The 18,046-nt window shown below is 45.5% G+C and carries 17 protein-coding genes; all 17 read right to left on the bottom strand.

Going from position 1 to position 18,046, the window contains the following annotated elements; all coding sequences use genetic code 11:
- Position 1 precedes the first annotated feature (1 nt).
- Entirely contained in the window at positions 2-658 is a 657-nt protein-coding gene (gene rpsC, locus LQ247_RS20875) for a 30S ribosomal protein S3 (RefSeq protein WP_023855912.1), read from the bottom strand.
- Between the two features lie 3 nt (positions 659-661).
- Positions 662-1,006 carry a 50S ribosomal protein L22 gene (gene rplV, locus LQ247_RS20870; protein WP_020449862.1) on the bottom strand — a complete coding sequence of 115 codons (345 nt, stop codon included), beginning with the start codon at positions 1,004-1,006 and terminating at the stop codon, positions 662-664.
- A gap of 17 nt (positions 1,007-1,023) precedes the next feature.
- On the bottom strand, positions 1,024-1,302 hold the full coding sequence (gene rpsS / locus LQ247_RS20865; RefSeq protein ID WP_003178334.1) for a 30S ribosomal protein S19: 279 nt from the start codon (positions 1,300-1,302) through the stop codon (positions 1,024-1,026).
- A gap of 57 nt (positions 1,303-1,359) precedes the next feature.
- Complete coding sequence (gene rplB, locus LQ247_RS20860) at positions 1,360-2,193, bottom strand: 50S ribosomal protein L2 (protein WP_020449861.1); 834 nt, start codon at positions 2,191-2,193, stop codon at positions 1,360-1,362.
- Between the two features lie 31 nt (positions 2,194-2,224).
- Positions 2,225-2,512, bottom strand: coding sequence for a 50S ribosomal protein L23 (gene rplW / locus LQ247_RS20855; protein ID WP_020449860.1), 288 nt, complete (start codon positions 2,510-2,512; stop codon positions 2,225-2,227).
- Entirely contained in the window at positions 2,512-3,135 is a 624-nt protein-coding gene (gene rplD / locus LQ247_RS20850; RefSeq protein WP_020449859.1) for a 50S ribosomal protein L4, read from the bottom strand. The genes rplW and rplD overlap by 1 nt, the downstream gene beginning before the upstream one ends.
- Before the next feature lie 27 nt (positions 3,136-3,162).
- Positions 3,163-3,792 (bottom strand): 50S ribosomal protein L3, encoded by a 630-nt coding sequence (gene rplC, locus LQ247_RS20845; RefSeq protein ID WP_020449858.1) that lies wholly within the window; start codon positions 3,790-3,792, stop codon positions 3,163-3,165.
- 38 nt (positions 3,793-3,830) lie between these two features.
- Positions 3,831-4,139: a 30S ribosomal protein S10 gene (gene rpsJ / locus LQ247_RS20840; protein ID WP_003156464.1), complete on the bottom strand. Its 309-nt coding sequence runs from the start codon at positions 4,137-4,139 to the stop codon at positions 3,831-3,833.
- A 290-nt stretch (positions 4,140-4,429) separates the two neighbouring features.
- Positions 4,430-5,620 (bottom strand): elongation factor Tu, encoded by a 1,191-nt coding sequence (tuf, locus tag LQ247_RS20835; protein ID WP_023855913.1) that lies wholly within the window; start codon positions 5,618-5,620, stop codon positions 4,430-4,432.
- Between the two features lie 119 nt (positions 5,621-5,739).
- A complete protein-coding gene (gene fusA, locus LQ247_RS20830; RefSeq protein WP_023855914.1) occupies positions 5,740-7,818 on the bottom strand; it encodes an elongation factor G in 2,079 nt (692 codons plus the stop codon).
- A gap of 49 nt (positions 7,819-7,867) precedes the next feature.
- Positions 7,868-8,338 (bottom strand): 30S ribosomal protein S7, encoded by a 471-nt coding sequence (rpsG, locus tag LQ247_RS20825; protein ID WP_003178317.1) that lies wholly within the window; start codon positions 8,336-8,338, stop codon positions 7,868-7,870.
- A gap of 165 nt (positions 8,339-8,503) precedes the next feature.
- Positions 8,504-8,920: a 30S ribosomal protein S12 gene (gene rpsL / locus LQ247_RS20820; protein ID WP_020449855.1), complete on the bottom strand. Its 417-nt coding sequence runs from the start codon at positions 8,918-8,920 to the stop codon at positions 8,504-8,506.
- 104 nt (positions 8,921-9,024) lie between these two features.
- A complete protein-coding gene (locus LQ247_RS20815) occupies positions 9,025-9,273 on the bottom strand; it encodes a 50S ribosomal protein L7ae-like protein (protein ID WP_023855916.1) in 249 nt (82 codons plus the stop codon).
- Between the two features lie 120 nt (positions 9,274-9,393).
- On the bottom strand, positions 9,394-12,993 hold the full coding sequence (gene rpoC / locus LQ247_RS20810) for a DNA-directed RNA polymerase subunit beta' (protein WP_039073334.1): 3,600 nt from the start codon (positions 12,991-12,993) through the stop codon (positions 9,394-9,396).
- A gap of 59 nt (positions 12,994-13,052) precedes the next feature.
- Positions 13,053-16,634, bottom strand: coding sequence for a DNA-directed RNA polymerase subunit beta (rpoB, locus tag LQ247_RS20805; RefSeq protein WP_020449852.1), 3,582 nt, complete (start codon positions 16,632-16,634; stop codon positions 13,053-13,055).
- A gap of 251 nt (positions 16,635-16,885) precedes the next feature.
- The gene (locus LQ247_RS20800; protein ID WP_231006566.1) at positions 16,886-17,491 is read right to left on the bottom strand and encodes a class I SAM-dependent methyltransferase; all 606 of its coding nucleotides are present in this window, start codon (positions 17,489-17,491) and stop codon (positions 16,886-16,888) included.
- 139 nt (positions 17,492-17,630) lie between these two features.
- Positions 17,631-18,002 (bottom strand): 50S ribosomal protein L7/L12, encoded by a 372-nt coding sequence (gene rplL / locus LQ247_RS20795; RefSeq protein ID WP_003178305.1) that lies wholly within the window; start codon positions 18,000-18,002, stop codon positions 17,631-17,633.
- Positions 18,003-18,046 lie beyond the last annotated feature (44 nt).

Here is an 18,046-nt window from a genome sequence, read left to right as displayed (position 1 = left end):
ATTATTTTCCTCCTTCCTCAGTTTTCTTCTTAGTAGGAAGAACCTCTCCACGATAGATCCAGACTTTTACACCAAGCTTGCCGTAAGTTGTGTCAGCTTCAGATGTAGCATAGTCGATGTCTGCACGAAGTGTGTGCAATGGAACAGTTCCTTCACTGTAGTATTCAGAACGAGCGATGTCAGCGCCGCCAAGACGACCGGAAACCATTGTTTTAACTCCTTGTGCACCAGCGCGCATTGTGCGTTGGATTTGTTGCTTTTGCGCACGACGGAAAGAGATACGGTTTTCCAATTGACGAGCAATGTTATCAGCAACTAGCTGAGCATCAAGATCAGCTCTTTTGATTTCAAGAATGTTAATGTGTACACGCTTGCCAGTAAGGCTGTTAAGGGCTTTGCGAAGCGCTTCGACTTCAGAACCGCCTTTACCGATAACCATACCAGGCTTAGCTGTGTGGATCGTAATATTTACACGGTTTGCCGCACGCTCGATTTCCACTTTAGAAACAGAAGCGTCAGACAGGCGTTGATTAATAAATTCACGGATTTTCAGATCTTCGTGAAGGAAGTCAGCGTAATCTTTGCCAGCGTACCACTTAGATTCCCAATCACGTATAACACCAATACGAAGACCGACTGGATTTACCTTTTGACCCACGAGTTATCCCTCCTTCTTTTCTGATACAACGATAGTAATGTGGCTCGTACGTTTGTTGATTTGGCTTGCACGTCCCATAGCGCGCGGACGGAATCTTTTCAACGTAGGGCCTTCGTTCACGTAAGCTTGAGTAACAACCAGGTTGTTTGCATCCATTTCGTAGTTGTGCTCAGCGTTAGCGATAGCAGATTTTAAAACTTTTTCAATAATCGGGGAAGCAGCTTTTGGCGTAAGGTTTAAGATCGATACTGCTTCACCTACTTGCTTGCCTCGAATCAGGTCCATTACTAGACGTGCCTTACGAGGAGCAATACGGACTGTTCTTGCGACAGCTTTAGCTTGTTGCATTTAAAAGCCTCCTCTCATTAGCGTCTTGTTTTTTTGTCATCACTAGCATGACCTTTGTAAGTGCGTGTCGGTGCGAATTCACCCAACTTGTGACCTACCATATCTTCAGAGATGTAAACAGGCACATGTTTGCGTCCATCATAGACTGCGATTGTGTGACCGATAAATTGCGGGAAAATAGTAGAACGGCGAGACCAAGTTTTCACAACTTGTTTCTTATCCGCTTCATTTAATTTCTCGATTTTTGTCATTAGATGATCATCGACAAATGGTCCTTTTTTTAAGCTGCGAGCCATTTTGGAACCTCCCTTCGTGATTGCACTACGGTCCGATATGAACCGTAGACAACCCCGTTATTTATTTTTACGACGACGTACGATGAATTTATCTGATTTGTTCTTTTTCTTACGAGTTTTGAATCCAAGAGTTGGTTTACCCCATGGAGACATAGGTGATTTACGTCCGATCGGAGCGCGTCCTTCACCACCACCGTGCGGGTGATCGTTAGGGTTCATAACAGAACCGCGAACTGTAGGACGGATGCCTTTCCAGCGTGAACGTCCTGCTTTACCGATGTTGATCAGTTCGTGCTGTTCGTTACCTACTTGACCGATAGAAGCGCGGCAAGCAGAAAGAATCATGCGAACTTCACCGGAGTTCAGACGTACAAGAACGTATTTTCCTTCTTTACCAAGAACTTGAGCAGATGTACCAGCTGAACGTACAAGCTGTCCGCCTTTTCCAGGTTTCAATTCAATGTTGTGCACGACTGTACCAACAGGGATGTTGATCAGTGGAAGTGCGTTACCTACTTTAATGTCAGCTTCTGGTCCTGACATGATTTCAGTTCCTACTTGAAGGCCCTTAGGAGCCAGGATGTAGCGTTTTTCTCCGTCTACATAGTTAATTAGAGCAATGTTAGCTGAACGGTTTGGATCGTACTCAACTGTAGCAACGCGTCCAGGTATACCATCTTTATCGCGTTTGAAGTCGATAATACGGTATTGGCGTTTATGTCCGCCGCCTTGATGACGTACAGTTAATTTACCTTGGTTGTTGCGTCCGCCTTTTTTGTGAAGCGGGGCAAGCAAGGATTTTTCCGGCTGATCTGTCGTGATTTCCGCGAAATCAGACGTAGTCATGCCGCGACGTCCGTTAGAGGTCGGTTTGTACTTTTTAATCGCCATTTTGAATTTCCCTCCTTCTTTTTACAAGTGATTAAGCTTCAAAAATTTCGATTTCTTTGCTGTCTTCAGTAAGCTTAACAATCGCTTTTCTGCGTTTGTTTGTCATACCAGAGTAGCGGCCGACACGTTTGAATTTCCCTTTGTAGTTCATGATGTTGACTTTTTCAACTTTCACTCCAAAGATTTGCTCAACAGCGTCTTTCACTTCTGTTTTGTTAGCTCTTACGTCTACTTCAAACGTATATTTTTTCTCAGTCATTAAATCAGCAGAACGTTCAGTAATGACGGGGCGCTTTAGAACATCACGAGGATCTTTCATTATGCAAGCACCTCCTCTACTTTTTCAACCGCTGCTTTCGTGATCACAAGCTTCTCATGACCGACAACATCGAGGACGTTGATTCCGTTAGCTTCAACAACAGTAACTCCTGGAAGGTTACGAGCAGATAGTTCAACTGTCTCGTTTGCATCCGCAGTTACGATTAAAGCTTTCTTCTCGATAGACAGACCTTTAAGGATAGCTGCCATTTCTTTTGTTTTAACCGCATCAAGATTAAGATCTTCAAGAACGATCAAGTTGTTGTCATTCACTTTAGAAGACAATGCTGATTTGATAGCCAAGCGGCGAACTTTTTTCGGTAATTTATATGCATAGCTGCGTGGTGTAGGACCGAATACGATACCACCTCCGCGCCATTGCGGTGAACGGATAGATCCCTGACGAGCACGGCCGGTACCTTTTTGACGCCAAGGTTTGCGACCTCCGCCACGTACTTCCGAACGATTTTTTACTTTATGAGTTCCTTGACGTAAGGAAGCTCTTTGCATAAGAATAGCGTCGAATACTACGCTCTCATTTGGCTCGATTCCAAATACAGAGTCGTTTAATTCGATATCACCAGCAGTAGAACCGTTTTGGTTATATAAAGCTACTTTTGGCATGATCAATTTCCTCCTTTCCTAAGAGAATTATTTAGATTTAACAGCGCTTTTAACAGCGACTAATGATTTTTTCGCACCAGGAACGTTACCTTTAACTAAAAGAAGGTTGCGCTCTGCATCCACTTTTACGATTTCAAGGTTTTGAACAGTGATTTGCTCTCCGCCCATACGTCCAGGCAACAGCTTTCCTTTGAATACACGGTTAGGGTCTACCGGTCCCATTGAACCAGGACGGCGATGGTAGCGTGAACCGTGAGACATAGGTCCGCGAGATTGTCCGTGGCGTTTGATAGCACCTTGGAAACCTTTACCTTTCGATGTTCCTGTTACATCTACGACTTCTCCGTTAGAGAAAATATCAACTTTGACTTCCTGACCAACTTCATACGCATCCATATCCACTCCGCGTAATTCTTTAACGAAGCGCTTAGGAGCAGTTTCCGCTTTTGCAACGTGTCCTTTTTCTGGTTTGTTGGCAAGCTTCTCACGCTTGTCGTCAAAACCGATCTGAATCGCTTCATAGCCGTCGTTTTCAGAAGTTTTCTTCTGAAGTACAACGTTAGGAGCAGCTTCGATAACAGTTACCGGAATAAGATCACCGTTTTCTGCGAAAACTTGCGTCATACCAATTTTTCTTCCTAAGATTCCTTTGGTCATTCGTCACACCTCCTATAAAAATCATTCTATATTTTAGATTAAAGTTTAATTTCGATATCGACACCAGATGGTAAATCTAATCGCATTAGAGCATCGACAGTTTGTGGTGTTGGGTTCACAATGTCGATTAAACGTTTATGTGTACGCATTTCGAATTGCTCACGAGAATCTTTGTATTTGTGCACCGCACGAAGGATTGTGTAAACTGATTTCTCAGTTGGCAACGGAATCGGACCAGAAACGCTGGCTCCGGAACGTTTAGCCGTTTCAACAATCTTCTCAGCAGATTGATCAAGGATTCTATGATCATACGCTTTTAAACGAATACGAATTTTTTGTTTTGCCATTATTTTCCCTCCTTTTCGCCTACTTACATTAGACAATTCTCCGTGAGAAAAACCTGAATCACCTTGCCATGGCAAAGCGGCCGGGTGTGTCAGCAACCTCTCACTTCATCGCAGTCAAAGACCAACATGCACTATTATACAAAATTTATAGGCATGATGCAAGGTAATATTGAATATTACCGGCTTTTGCACACTTTTTTTATTATACAGATTCCAGCAAGGATAATCAAGGACTTCAGGACAAATAAAAAACGAGACCCGGTCGGATCTCGTTTTTTATTTTATAAGTATTATTCAGTGATAGAAGATACTACGCCAGAACCAACTGTACGTCCGCCTTCACGGATAGAGAAGCGAGTTCCGTCTTCGATCGCGATTGTTGAAATCAATTCAACAGTCATTTCGATGTTGTCTCCAGGCATAACCATTTCTACGCCTTCTGGAAGCTGAATGATGCCCGTTACGTCAGTTGTACGGAAGTAGAACTGAGGACGGTAGTTAGAGAAGAATGGAGTGTGACGTCCACCCTCTTCTTTAGAAAGAACGTAAACTTCAGCTTTGAACTTTTTATGTGGAGTGATTGTACCTGGTTTAGCAAGTACTTGACCACGTTGGATATCTTCACGAGATACACCGCGAAGAAGTGCACCGATGTTGTCTCCAGCTTCTGCATAGTCAAGAAGCTTACGGAACATTTCAACACCTGTAACAGTTGTTTTGCTGTTTTCTTCTTGAAGACCGATGATTTCAACTTCGTCACCGACTTTAACTTGTCCGCGCTCTACGCGTCCAGTAGCAACTGTTCCACGACCTGTGATTGAGAATACGTCCTCAACAGGCATCATGAATGGCTTTTCAGTATCGCGCTCTGGAGTTGGGATGTATTCGTCAACTGCATCCATCAGTTCGAAGATTTTAGCTTCGTATTCAGCGTCACCTTCAAGAGCTTTAAGTGCAGAACCTTTGATAACTGGTACATCGTCACCAGGGAACTCATACTCAGAAAGAAGATCGCGAACTTCCATTTCAACTAGCTCAAGAAGCTCTTCGTCGTCTACCATGTCGCATTTGTTCAAGAATACTACGATGTAAGGCACACCTACGTTACGAGAAAGAAGGATGTGCTCACGAGTTTGTGGCATTGGACCGTCAGCAGCAGATACAACAAGGATCGCTCCGTCCATTTGCGCAGCACCAGTGATCATGTTTTTAACATAGTCAGCGTGTCCTGGGCAGTCAACGTGTGCATAGTGACGAGTTTCTGTTTCGTACTCAACGTGTGCAGTAGAGATTGTGATACCGCGCTCACGCTCTTCTGGAGCACCGTCGATTTGGTCGTATGCCATAGCAGTACCTTTACCAGATTTCTTATGAAGCACAGTTGTGATAGCAGCTGTTAATGTAGTTTTACCATGGTCAACGTGTCCAATTGTACCAATGTTGGCATGTGATTTGGAACGGTCGAATTTTTCTTTAGCCATTCTGAAAATCCTCCTTAAAAAGGTTAGTTTTTGTTATATAGAGTGATAGAAAGTGAAAGCGATGTTTCACTTTCTCATCTTACAATAGTATTTATACTTTAATGAAGAGGCAAAATCAATTATTCACCTTGATTTTTTTTGATGATCTCATCAGCAATGCTCTTAGGCACTTCTTCGTAATGGTCAAAGACCATTGTGAACGTACCGCGTCCTTGTGTGTTTGAACGGAGAGCCGTAGCGTAACCGAACATTTCAGAAAGTGGAACCATCGCGCGAACGACTTGAGCGTTTCCGCGTCCTTCCATACCTTCTACGCGACCGCGGCGTGATGTAATATCACCCATGATGTCTCCCATGTATTCTTCTGGGATAACGACTTCAACTTTGGAGATCGGCTCAAGAATAACCGGGTTACACTTGCTTGCCGCGTTTTTAAGCGCCATTGAAGCAGCGATTTTAAACGCCATTTCGTTTGAGTCGACGTCATGGTAAGAACCGTCAAACAATTTCGCTTTGATGTCGATAACAGGGTAACCTGCGACTACACCGTTTTGAAGTGAATCTTCAAGTCCTGCTTGAACAGCCGGAATGTATTCACGAGGAACGACACCACCGACGATTGCGTTTTCGAACTCAAAGCCTTTTCCTTCTTCGTTTGGAGAGAATTCGATCCAAACGTGTCCGAACTGTCCTCGTCCACCAGACTGACGTACGAATTTACCTTCAACTTGCGCGCTCGCACGGAATGTTTCACGATACGCAACTTGAGGAGCACCAACGTTGGCTTCAACTTTAAATTCGCGTTTCATACGGTCAACGATGATATCAAGGTGAAGCTCACCCATACCGCCGATGATCGTTTGACCTGTTTCAGGGTCAGTATGCGCACGGAATGTTGGATCCTCTTCAGCCAATTTAGCCAGTGCAGTAGACATTTTGTCTTGGTCAGCCTTAGATTTAGGCTCGATTGCAACGTGGATAACAGGCTCAGGGAATTCCATAGATTCAAGAATAACAAGGTTTTTCTCGTCGCAAAGCGTGTCCCCTGTAGTCGTGTCTTTCAAACCTACAGCAGCAGCGATATCCCCTGCGTACACAGTAGAGATTTCTTCACGGCTGTTGGCGTGCATTTGCAGGATACGTCCGACGCGCTCACGTTTGCCTTTTGTTGAGTTTCTTACGTATGAACCGGAATCAAGTGTTCCTGAGTACACACGGAAGAACGTCAATTTACCAACGTAAGGGTCAGTCATAACTTTAAATGCAAGTGCTGAGAAAGGTGCGTCGTCAGAAGACTCACGAGTAACCTCTTCCTCAGAATCAGGCAGAGTACCTTTGATTGCCGGTACGTCAGTTGGAGCTGGCAGGTAGTCAAGAACTGCGTCAAGCACTAATTGAACACCTTTGTTTTTGAAAGCTGAACCACAAAGAACCGGATAGAACTCCACGTTACAAGTTCCTTTGCGGATTGCCGCTTTCAGCTCGTCAACTGTGATTTCTTCGCCTTCCAAGTACTTCATCATAAGCTCTTCATCAAGCTCAGCAACAGCTTCAATCAAGCTGGCGCGAAGCTCTTCAGCTTTGTCTTTGTACTCGGCAGGGATTTCACGCGCATCAGAGCGTGTTCCAAGATCATCTTCATAGTAGTACGCAACGTTTTCTACAAGGTCGATGATCCCTTCGAAATTGTCTTCGGCGCCAATCGGTAATTGGATCGCGTGAGCGTTCGCCTCAAGACGGTCTTTAAGAGTTCCTACAGAGTAAAGGAAGTCCGCACCCGTTTTGTCCATCTTGTTGACAAATACGATACGAGGTACTCCGTAAGTTGTTGCCTGACGCCAAACCGTTTCAGTTTGCGGCTCAACGCCTGATTGTGCGTCAAGAACGGCAACGGCACCATCAAGTACGCGCAGTGAACGTTCAACCTCAACTGTGAAGTCTACGTGTCCTGGTGTGTCGATGATGTTTACGCGGTAACCTTTCCACTGTGCAGTTGTTGCAGCGGATGTGATTGTGATACCGCGTTCTTGTTCCTGCTCCATCCAGTCCATTTGGGAAGCCCCTTCATGAGTTTCACCAATTTTATGGATACGGCCTGTGTAGAACAAGATACGTTCAGTTGTTGTCGTTTTACCGGCATCGATGTGAGCCATGATTCCGATATTACGAGTTTTTTCTAAGGAGAACTCTCTTGCCATTGGGTCTTTTCTCCTTCCTTCTTAGGGAATAATATTTTGTCGTGTGAGATTACCAGCGATAGTGAGCGAACGCTTTGTTTGCTTCAGCCATCTTATGAGTATCTTCACGTTTCTTAACAGCTGCACCAGTGTTGTTAGCTGCATCAAGGATTTCGTTAGCTAAACGCTCTTCCATCGTTTTTTCTCCGCGAAGACGAGCGTAGTTTACTAACCAGCGAAGTCCAAGAGTCGTACGGCGCTCAGGACGAACCTCTACAGGTACTTGGTAGTTTGCACCACCTACGCGGCGTGCTTTAACTTCAAGCACTGGCATGATGTTCTTCAATGCTTGTTCGAAAACCTCCATTGCATCGTTGCCGGTACGTTCTTTAATAATATCGAATGACTTGTATAGGATTGTTTGAGCTTTACCTTTTTTACCGTCGATCATCATTTTGTTGATCAAACGAGTAACCAGTTTAGAGTTGTAAAGCGGATCAGGTAAAACATCTCTTTTTGCTACAGGACCTTTACGTGGCATCTGATTATCCTCCCTTCTCTTGTTACGGGTTTACAGTAAGCAGAGGGATTTCACGGTTCAGCTGCCGGGATCAAACCAGCGCTAGGCGCGAAAAGCCTGATGCCCTTAACAGCATTGCCAGAACTCCTTGCTTTTAAAAACCCTTTTATTTGTATTTAAACGGAATTATTTTTTCTTAGGACGTTTTGTACCGTATTTAGAACGGCCTTGTGCACGGTTTTCAACTCCGGCAGTATCAAGCGCGCCACGCACGATGTGGTAGCGTACCCCCGGTAAGTCTTTTACACGTCCACCGCGGATCAATACGACACTGTGCTCTTGCAGGTTGTGTCCGATACCAGGAATGTAGGCCGTAACCTCGATTCCGTTAGTTAAACGAACACGGGCATATTTACGAAGCGCCGAGTTCGGCTTCTTCGGTGTCATTGTACCGACACGGGTACATACTCCGCGTTTTTGTGGTGAAGATACGTTAGTGTGCTCTTTCTTGAAGCTGTTGTATCCTTTGTTAAGTGCTGGAGACTTAGAATTTTCAACTTTGCTTACGCGTCCTTTGCGGACTAGCTGATTAATTGTAGGCATTTTGTAATTCCTCCCTTCATCATGTTTTATAACCCACATACCCAGGTGGTTCATTTAAAAGCAAAAAACAATGCCTTTGCATAAAAGCAAAAACAACGAGTACGTTATTGAATAATGGCAACAGCTGCAGCTCCGACTTCAATTCCGCAGGCTTTGCCGAGCTTTTTCATGGACTCTGCCATTGAGACGGGAATCCCTTGTTCATTTGCCAGGTTAATAACATCTGACGTCAGAAAAGGATCAGCGTCTTTTGCTACGACGACTTCCTTAACAGAATTGCGCTTCAGCGCTTTGACTGTCTGCTTCGTACCGATAATAATAGATTGAGCCTGTGATACTTTATCATAAGACATCATATATCCTCCAAAGTAACAGGTTTAAATTGAGCACCTTGGTTATATTATCATCCTGAAAGAAGGATGTCAACACATGATGACAATTTTTAGTGACATCCTTCTTTAGGATTTTTTTATTTATTCAGCCGGAACCATTTCATCAGATGATTGGACTTGCAATACCGGCTTCACTTTACGGTAGTTCAGCATACCCGTTCCAGCAGGAACAAGCTTACCGATGATAACATTCTCTTTCAGGCCGAGAAGCTCATCGCGTTTTCCTTTGATTGCTGCATCTGTCAGGACACGTGTTGTTTCCTGGAATGACGCGGCAGACAGGAAGGAATCCGTTTCAAGCGATGCTTTGGTGATACCGAGAAGCACCGGACGGCCTGTTGCAGGGCGTTTGCCTTCGAGCAGAACTTTTTTGTTCGCTTCGGTAAACTGGTGAATATCGAGCAGCGTGCCTGGCAGCACTTCCGTGTCGCCGGCATCGATGACACGCACTTTGCGAAGCATCTGGCGAACCATAACCTCGACGTGCTTATCCCCGATTTCAACCCCTTGCATACGATAAACCTTCTGCACTTCATGAAGGAGGTATTCTTGCACCGTCGTGATGTCAGTAACTTTCAGAAGCTCTTTCGGATCAACCGAACCTTCTGTCAGCACCTGACCACGGGAAATTTTCTCTCCTTCAGTGACTTTCAGGCGCGCGTTGTAAGGCGCCGTATATGAACGGCTTTCGACTTCGCCCTGAACGACGATTTCCTGCTGTTTGTCACGGACTTCATTGATTTCAGCTACGACACCGTCAATTTCAGAGATCGTCGCTTGACCTTTAGGGTTTCGTGCTTCAAACAATTCCTGGATACGCGGCAAACCTTGTGTAATATCGTCTCCGGCAACCCCGCCCGTATGGAAGGTACGCATCGTTAACTGTGTACCCGGCTCACCAATGGACTGGGCAGCGATGATTCCGACTGCTTCCCCGACTTCGACGTCGGTTCCTGTTGCCAAGTTGCGGCCGTAGCATCGTTTACATACACCATGTGACGTATTACATGTAAATGCGGAGCGGATCCACACTTCTTCAATGCCTGCTTCGACAATTTCGAGCGCTTTATCTTCGTCGATCAGCTCATTTTCATCCACAAGCACTTCACCTGTTTCCGGATGTTTAACAGGTTTTCTCGCGAATCGGCCGACAAGACGCTCTTCAAGACGCTCGATCACTTCTGTGCCTTCCGTAATGGCTTTGGCAAGAATGCCTCGGTCTGTGCCGCAGTCAGTCTCACGAATGATGACGTCTTGGGCTACGTCTACGAGACGGCGTGTCAGGTAACCTGAGTCGGCTGTCTTCAGAGCCGTATCCGCAAGACCTTTACGCGCACCGTGAGTAGAGATAAAGTACTCGAGTACCGTTAAACCTTCGCGGAAACTTGACTTGATCGGAAGTTCGATGATCCGTCCAGCCGGGTTGGCCATCAGACCGCGCATACCCGCAAGCTGCGTAAAGTTTGATGCGTTACCCCGGGCTCCGGAATCACTCATCATGTAGATCGGGTTGATTTCATCCAGGGATTTCATCAGCTTGCCTTGGATCGTATCTTTAGCTGCACTCCAGATGGAAATGACCCGTTCATAACGCTCTTCTTCAGTAATCAGACCGCGTCTGAACTGCTTCATGACGTTATCAACTTTTCCTTGCGCTTCTTCAAGGATTTCCTGTTTGTCGTCCAATACGACGATATCGGAAACACCGACCGTAATTCCGGCTTTTGTCGAATATTTAAATCCAAGGTTTTTCATGCGGTCAAGCATTTTTGATGTTTCTGTAATATGGAATCTTTTGAAGATCTCCGCAATGATTTTACCCAAAATGCCTTTTTTGAACGGCTGGTTGATTTCCTGGTTCTTAATGGCTTCTTTAACATCTGCACCGTAATCCAAGAAGAAACGGTCAGGTGTTTTTTCTTCAATGTTGCTCTTCGTCGGTTCGTTCATGTATGGGAACGACGGCGGAAGAATCTCGTTGAAGATCAGTTTTCCGACAGTTGTAACGAGCAGCTTGGAACGCTGTTCTTCGGTAAATGTTTCATTTTTAAGGGAGTTAACCGCAACGGCTACTCTCGTATGCAAATGAACATATCCGTTTTGATACGCAAGAAGCGCTTCATCCGTATCTTTGAAAACCATACCTTCGCCGACTGCGCCTGGGCGTTCTAGCGTCAGATAGTAGTTTCCAAGCACCATATCCTGAGACGGCGTAACAACCGGTTTTCCGTCTTTAGGGTTCAGGATGTTTTGTGCGGCAAGCATCAAGATGCGCGCCTCAGCTTGCGCTTCTGCTGATAAAGGAACGTGAACCGCCATTTGGTCACCGTCAAAGTCAGCGTTGTATGCCGTACATACAAGCGGATGAAGACGGATGGCACGGCCTTCGACAAGCGTTGGTTCAAACGCTTGAATACCTAATCTGTGAAGCGTAGGTGCACGGTTGAGAAGCACAGGGTGTTCTTTGATAACTGATTCAAGGACATCCCAGACTTCCGGCTGAACGCGCTCAATTTTACGCTTCGCACTCTTAATGTTGTGGGCAAGACCTTTTTCAACAAGCTCTTTCATGACGAATGGCTTGAACAGTTCCAGCGCCATTTCTTTCGGAAGACCGCATTGATACATTTTCAGGTTCGGACCTACGACGATAACCGAACGGCCTGAGTAGTCAACACGTTTACCGAGAAGGTTTTGACGGAAACGGCCTTGTTTACCTTTCAGCATGTGAGAAAGGGATTTTAACGGTCTGTTTCCCGGACCTGTAACAGGACGGCCTCTGCGTCCGTTATCGATCAGCGCGTCCACGGCTTCTTGAAGCATGCGCTTTTCGTTTTGAACGATAATGCTTGGCGCTCCAAGATCCAAAAGACGTTTTAAACGATTGTTACGGTTGATGACACGGCGGTACAAATCGTTCAGATCGGAAGTTGCAAAACGTCCACCGTCAAGCTGTACCATCGGTCTCAGCTCAGGCGGAATGACCGGAAGAACGTCGAGGATCATCCAGGACGGCTTATTTCCGGAGTTGCGGAATGCTTCCAATACTTCCAAGCGTTTGATCGCACGTGTGCGGCGCTGTCCTTGTGACGTTTTAAGCTCTTCTTTCAGCATATCCACTTCTTTATCGAGGTCGATATCTTGAAGGAGCTTATGAATCGCTTCAGCACCCATTGATGCCTGGAATTTATTTCCGTATTTATCAAGGTATGCCCGGTACTCTTTTTCAGAAAGAAGCTGTTTTTTCTCAAGCGGTGTATTGGCCGGATCTGTTACGACATAAGAAGCAAAGTAAATGACTTCTTCCAATGCGCGCGGAGACATATCCAGCACAAGACCCATACGGCTCGGGATTCCTTTAAAATACCAGATGTGAGAAACAGGGGCTGCCAGCTCGATATGCCCCATTCTCTCACGACGGACTTTAGCCCGGGTTACTTCAACTCCACAACGGTCGCAGACTACGCCTTTATAACGAACCCGCTTGTACTTTCCGCAGTGGCATTCCCAGTCCTTTTGAGGACCGAAAATGCGCTCGCAGAATAGACCATCTTTTTCAGGTTTCAAAGTACGATAGTTGATTGTTTCAGGCTTTTTCACTTCTCCGTAAGACCATGAACGGATTTTGTCAGGTGAAGCGAGACCGATGTTCATATACTCAAAATTGTTCACATCCAGCAAGGGGCCTACCTCCCTTTTTATCTTCGGGTTATACCCTGTCACTTGCGTATAAAATTCGTTTATTCTTTTGTGACGACATCGCGCTCTGCGTCAGCAGAAACGAATTCTTCGGACTCTTCATCATTCGGCAGAGAAAGCCCTTCGTTTTGTTTCGCGTCTTCGTCGTCTTCCAAGTCTCTCATTTCGATTTCTTCTTCGTCGCTTGATAGGATTTTGACGTCCATACCTAAGCTTTGAAGCTCTTTGATCAATACTTTGAACGATTCCGGAACACCAGGTTCTGGAACATTGTCGCCTTTTACGATGGCTTCGTATGTTTTCACACGGCCTACGACATCATCCGATTTAACAGTCAGGATTTCTTGAAGTGTATATGCTGCACCGTAAGCTTCAAGCGCCCAAACTTCCATCTCTCCAAAACGCTGTCCACCGAACTGCGCTTTACCTCCGAGAGGCTGCTGGGTAACGAGTGAGTAAGGACCTGTAGAACGCGCGTGCAATTTGTCGTCAACCATGTGAGCCAATTTGATCATGTACATGATGCCGACAGACACCCGGTTGTCAAACGGCTCCCCAGTTCGGCCGTCGTAAAGGACTGTCTTTGCGTCCCTTGACATGCCGGCTTCTTCAAGCGTTTCCCACACATCTTCTTCGCGGGCACCGTCAAATACCGGCGACGCGACATGCAGACCGAGACGGCGTGCAGCCATACCAAGGTGCAGCTCCAACACCTGCCCGATGTTCATACGCGATGGTACGCCCAGCGGGTTTAACATGATGTCAATCGGTGTTCCGTCAGGCAGATACGGCATATCTTCCTCCGGAAGGATTTTCGAAATAACACCTTTGTTCCCGTGGCGTCCGGCCATTTTGTCCCCTTCAGAAATTTTACGCTTCTGAACGATGTAAACGCGGACGAGCTGGTTAACGCCCGGAGGCAGTTCGTCTCCGTCTTCGCGGTTGAACACTTTTACATCAAGGATGATACCGCCGCCTCCGTGAGGCACACGCAGCGACGTATCGCGGACTTCACGCGCTTTTTCGCCGAAGATGGCGTGAAGCAGGCGCTCTTCTGCAGTAAGCTCTGTAACACCTTTAGGCGTTACTTTACCAACAAGAAGATCTCCGTCTTTTACTTCAGCACCGACACGGATAATTCCGCGTTCATCGAGATTGCGAAGAGCGTCTTCACCGACGTTTGGAATATCGCGTGTAATTTCTTCAGGTCCGAGTTTTGTATCCCGGGCCTCTGATTCGTATTCCTCAATATGAATAGACGTGTATACGTCGTCTTTTACAAGGCGTTCGCTCATGATGATGGCATCCTCGTAGTTGTAGCCATCCCATGTCATAAAGCCGACCATGACGTTGCGTCCAAGGGCAAGCTCACCTTTTTCCATAGACGGACCGTCAGCTAAAATTTCACCTTTTACAACCTCATCACCGACGCTTACGATCGGACGCTGGTTGTAGCAAGTTCCCTGGTTGGACCGAACAAACTTCAGCAGGCTGTATTTATCAAGGTTTCCTTTGACTTTCTGGCCGTCGACTTCTTCATAGCGGCGCACCCAGATGTTTTTCGCTTCCACCCGTTCAACGATTCCAGGATGGCGGCAAATAACAGCGGCACCGGAGTCTTTTGCAGATACATACTCCATTCCGGTTCCGACGATCGGAGATTCAGGCTGCATAAGAGGTACAGCCTGCCGTTGCATGTTCGCTCCCATTAGGGCGCGGTTTGAGTCATCGTTTTCCAAGAATGGAATACATGCAGTCGCGGCAGAGACAACCTGTTTAGGCGAAACGTCCATATAGTCGACGCGGTCTTTCGGAACAACGGTGTTCTCCCCTCTGAAACGGGCGACGATGCTGTCATCCACAAAAGATCCGTCATCATTCAGACGTGCGTTAGCCTGGGCAACGACATAGTTGTCTTCTTCATCAGCTGTCAGGTAATCGATTCTCGGCGTTACTTTTCCAGTCTCAGGGTCAACGCGGCGATACGGCGTTTCGATGAAGCCGAAACGGTTCACTTTCGCGAATGAAGAAAGCGAGTTGATCAAACCGATGTTTGGACCCTCAGGAGTTTCAATCGGACACATCCGGCCGTAGTGGGAATAGTGAACGTCACGGACTTCCATTCCGGCGCGCTCACGGGTCAAACCGCCCGGTCCAAGCGCTGACAGACGGCGCTTATGCGTCAGCTCAGCAAGCGGATTCGTCTGATCCATAAACTGAGAAAGCTGCGAGCTTCCGAAAAACTCTTTGATTGATGCGATGACAGGGCGAATATTGATCAGCTGCTGTGGCGTGATCGTGTTTGTATCTTGAATAGACATTCTTTCACGAACAACACGCTCCATTCTGCTTAAACCGATACGGAATTGGTTTTGCAGAAGCTCTCCCACTGAACGGAGACGGCGGTTTCCTAAATGGTCGATATCGTCGGTATCGCCCACTCCGTGAAGCAGGTTAAAGAAATAGCTGATGGAAGAGATAATATCAGAAGGTGTAATATTTTTAACGCCTTCTTCAATATAAGCATTTCCAATCACATTGATTGTCTGCTCCCCTTCTTGATCTGTCGGGGCATAGATTTTAATAGACTGAAGCGTCACTTCATCTTCGACAACTCCGCCGTTCGGATACAGCTTTTTAAAACCGATTCCGTTTTCAAGGTACGGAAGGACTTTGTCAAGCGTTCTTCTGTCTAAAATCGCGCCTTTTTCGGCAAGAATTTCGCCTGTTTCAGGATCGATCAGCGTTTCAGCAAGCCGCTGATTAAACAGTCTGTTTTTGATGTGAAGCTTTTTATTAATTTTATAACGTCCTACACTTGCAAGGTCATATCTTTTCGGATCAAAGAACCTTGAATCAAGCAGGCTTTTTGCGTTTTCTACTGTAGGCGGCTCTCCTGGACGAAGACGCTCGTAGATTTCAAGAAGCGCTTTATCGGTGTTTTCCGTATTATCTTTATCAAGCGTATTGCGCAAATACTCGTTTTCACCGATGAGATCAATGATCTCTTGGTCAGATCCGAAGCCAAGAGCACGCAAAAGAACCGTAACCGGCAACTTACGTGTGCGATCGATGCGTACATAAACAACATCTTTCGCATCAGTCTCGTATTCTAACCATGCGCCACGGTTTGGAATGACAGTCGCGGTAAAACCTTTCTTACCGTTTTTGTCTACTTTACCACTAAAATATACACTTGGAGAACGAACGAGCTGAGATACAATGACCCGTTCCGCACCGTTGATAATAAAGGTTCCAGTGTCTGTCATAATAGGGAAATCACCCATGAAGACATCCTGATCCTTTACTTCACCGGTCTCTTTGTTGATTAAGCGGACCTTAACACGCAGCGGAGCTGAGTAGGTCACGTCGCGCTCTTTTGATTCTTCTACCGGATACTTAGGCTCGCCCAAGCTGTAGTCGATAAATTCCAGAGAGAGGTTACCAGTGAAATCCTCAATTGGCGATATGTCTTGAAACATCTCTCTAAGACCCTCATCAAGAAACCACTGATAAGAAGAGGTTTGAATTTCAATGAGATTTGGTAATTCTAACACTTCGCTAATGCGTGCATAGCTTCTGCGCTGGCGGTGTCGTCCATACTGAACTAGTTGACCTGTCAACTGATTCACCCCTCAAATCATGCGTAATATATGTGTAACAAGCATTTCTTCCGCAAATATGTAAGAAATACTTTTACAAGACAAAAGAAAAAAGGGTTTCTAATTTAGAAAACCACATCCAAAAAACAAAATACCGATTTTATTAGTGTTCCCAAAAATGTATATTTTATACAAACCTAGGCGTTTCTTAAAAACAGCAGCAAAATATATACATTGGCATTTTATAATATTAACATAGCTGAAAATCCGAGTCAAACTTTTTTTGCTTTGATGATATAGTACCCTTTCTTTTTGTGAACGACTTCAACGTCCGCAAAAAGTTCTTTTAATTTTTCAATGGCAGAAGGCCCGCCTTGTTTTTTCTGAATGACGACCCACAGCTCTCCTGAAGGCCGTAAATGTTCAGCGCTTTTTTCAAAGATGGCGTGCACAGTTTTTTTCCCGGCGCGTATGGGGGGATTAGTAATAATAGAAGCGAATTTTTTTGCAGGTTCGACGTTGGCAAACAGATCACTCTGATAGATCTTTGTGTTGTCGATCTGATTATTTAACGCGTTTTCCTTCGAAAGTTCGACAGCTCTTTCATTAACATCGATCATGTGAACCATTCGATCTTCGAAATCCGCAGCAAGCGAAAGACCAATCGGGCCATAGCCGCAGCCTACATCCAAAAAATCACCTTCTGTATCCGATTCCCGGAAAGCTTCAATCAGCAGCCTTGAGCCAAAGTCCACTTCTTTTTTTGAAAAAACTCCGCTGTCGCTGATAAAAGTAAACGTCCGGTTTCTCAAGCGAAATTCCCACGTTGATCTGCTGCTTTTTGCTGAAGGTTTTTCCGAATAATAATGGTCAGTCATCACAGAACCTCCTCAGTTGGTGAACTCTCCAGATATCTTGAAACAAGATGGCGTATCTTATGCGGAAGGGACTACAATTAATTAGCAAAGAAAAAGCCCGCTTTTAAAAGCGAGCTTTCCCCTAAAGATTAGGTGAAGATTACTTAACTTCTACAGAAGCGCCAACTTCTTCAAGTTTAGCTTTAAGCTCTTCAGCTTCTTCTTTCGCAATACCTTCTTTAAGAGGTTTTGGAGTGTTGTCAACAAGTTCTTTAGCTTCTTTCAAGCCAAGACCAGTGATTTCACGAACAACTTTGATAACTTTGATTTTTTGATCTCCTGCACCAGCAAGAACAAGATCAAATTCAGTTTTTTCTTCAGCAGCACCGCCTGCAGCAGCTCCGCCAGCTACAGCTACAGGAGCAGCAGCAGTTACGCCAAATTCTTCTTCGATTGCTTTTACTAAGTCGTTCAATTCAAGTACAGTTGCTTCTTTAACGGAAGCAATGATTTCTTCGATATTTAAAGCCATTTGTAATTCCTCCATTTTGTTTTATTTTTTAGATACTGATGCTA

Source organism: Bacillus sp. BS3(2021) (assembly GCF_021043345.1).
Taxonomy (GTDB): Bacteria; Bacillota; Bacilli; order Bacillales; family Bacillaceae; genus Bacillus; species Bacillus paralicheniformis.
Note: the sequence above shows the minus strand (reverse complement) of the source record. Positions and strands in the feature narration are given on the sequence as shown.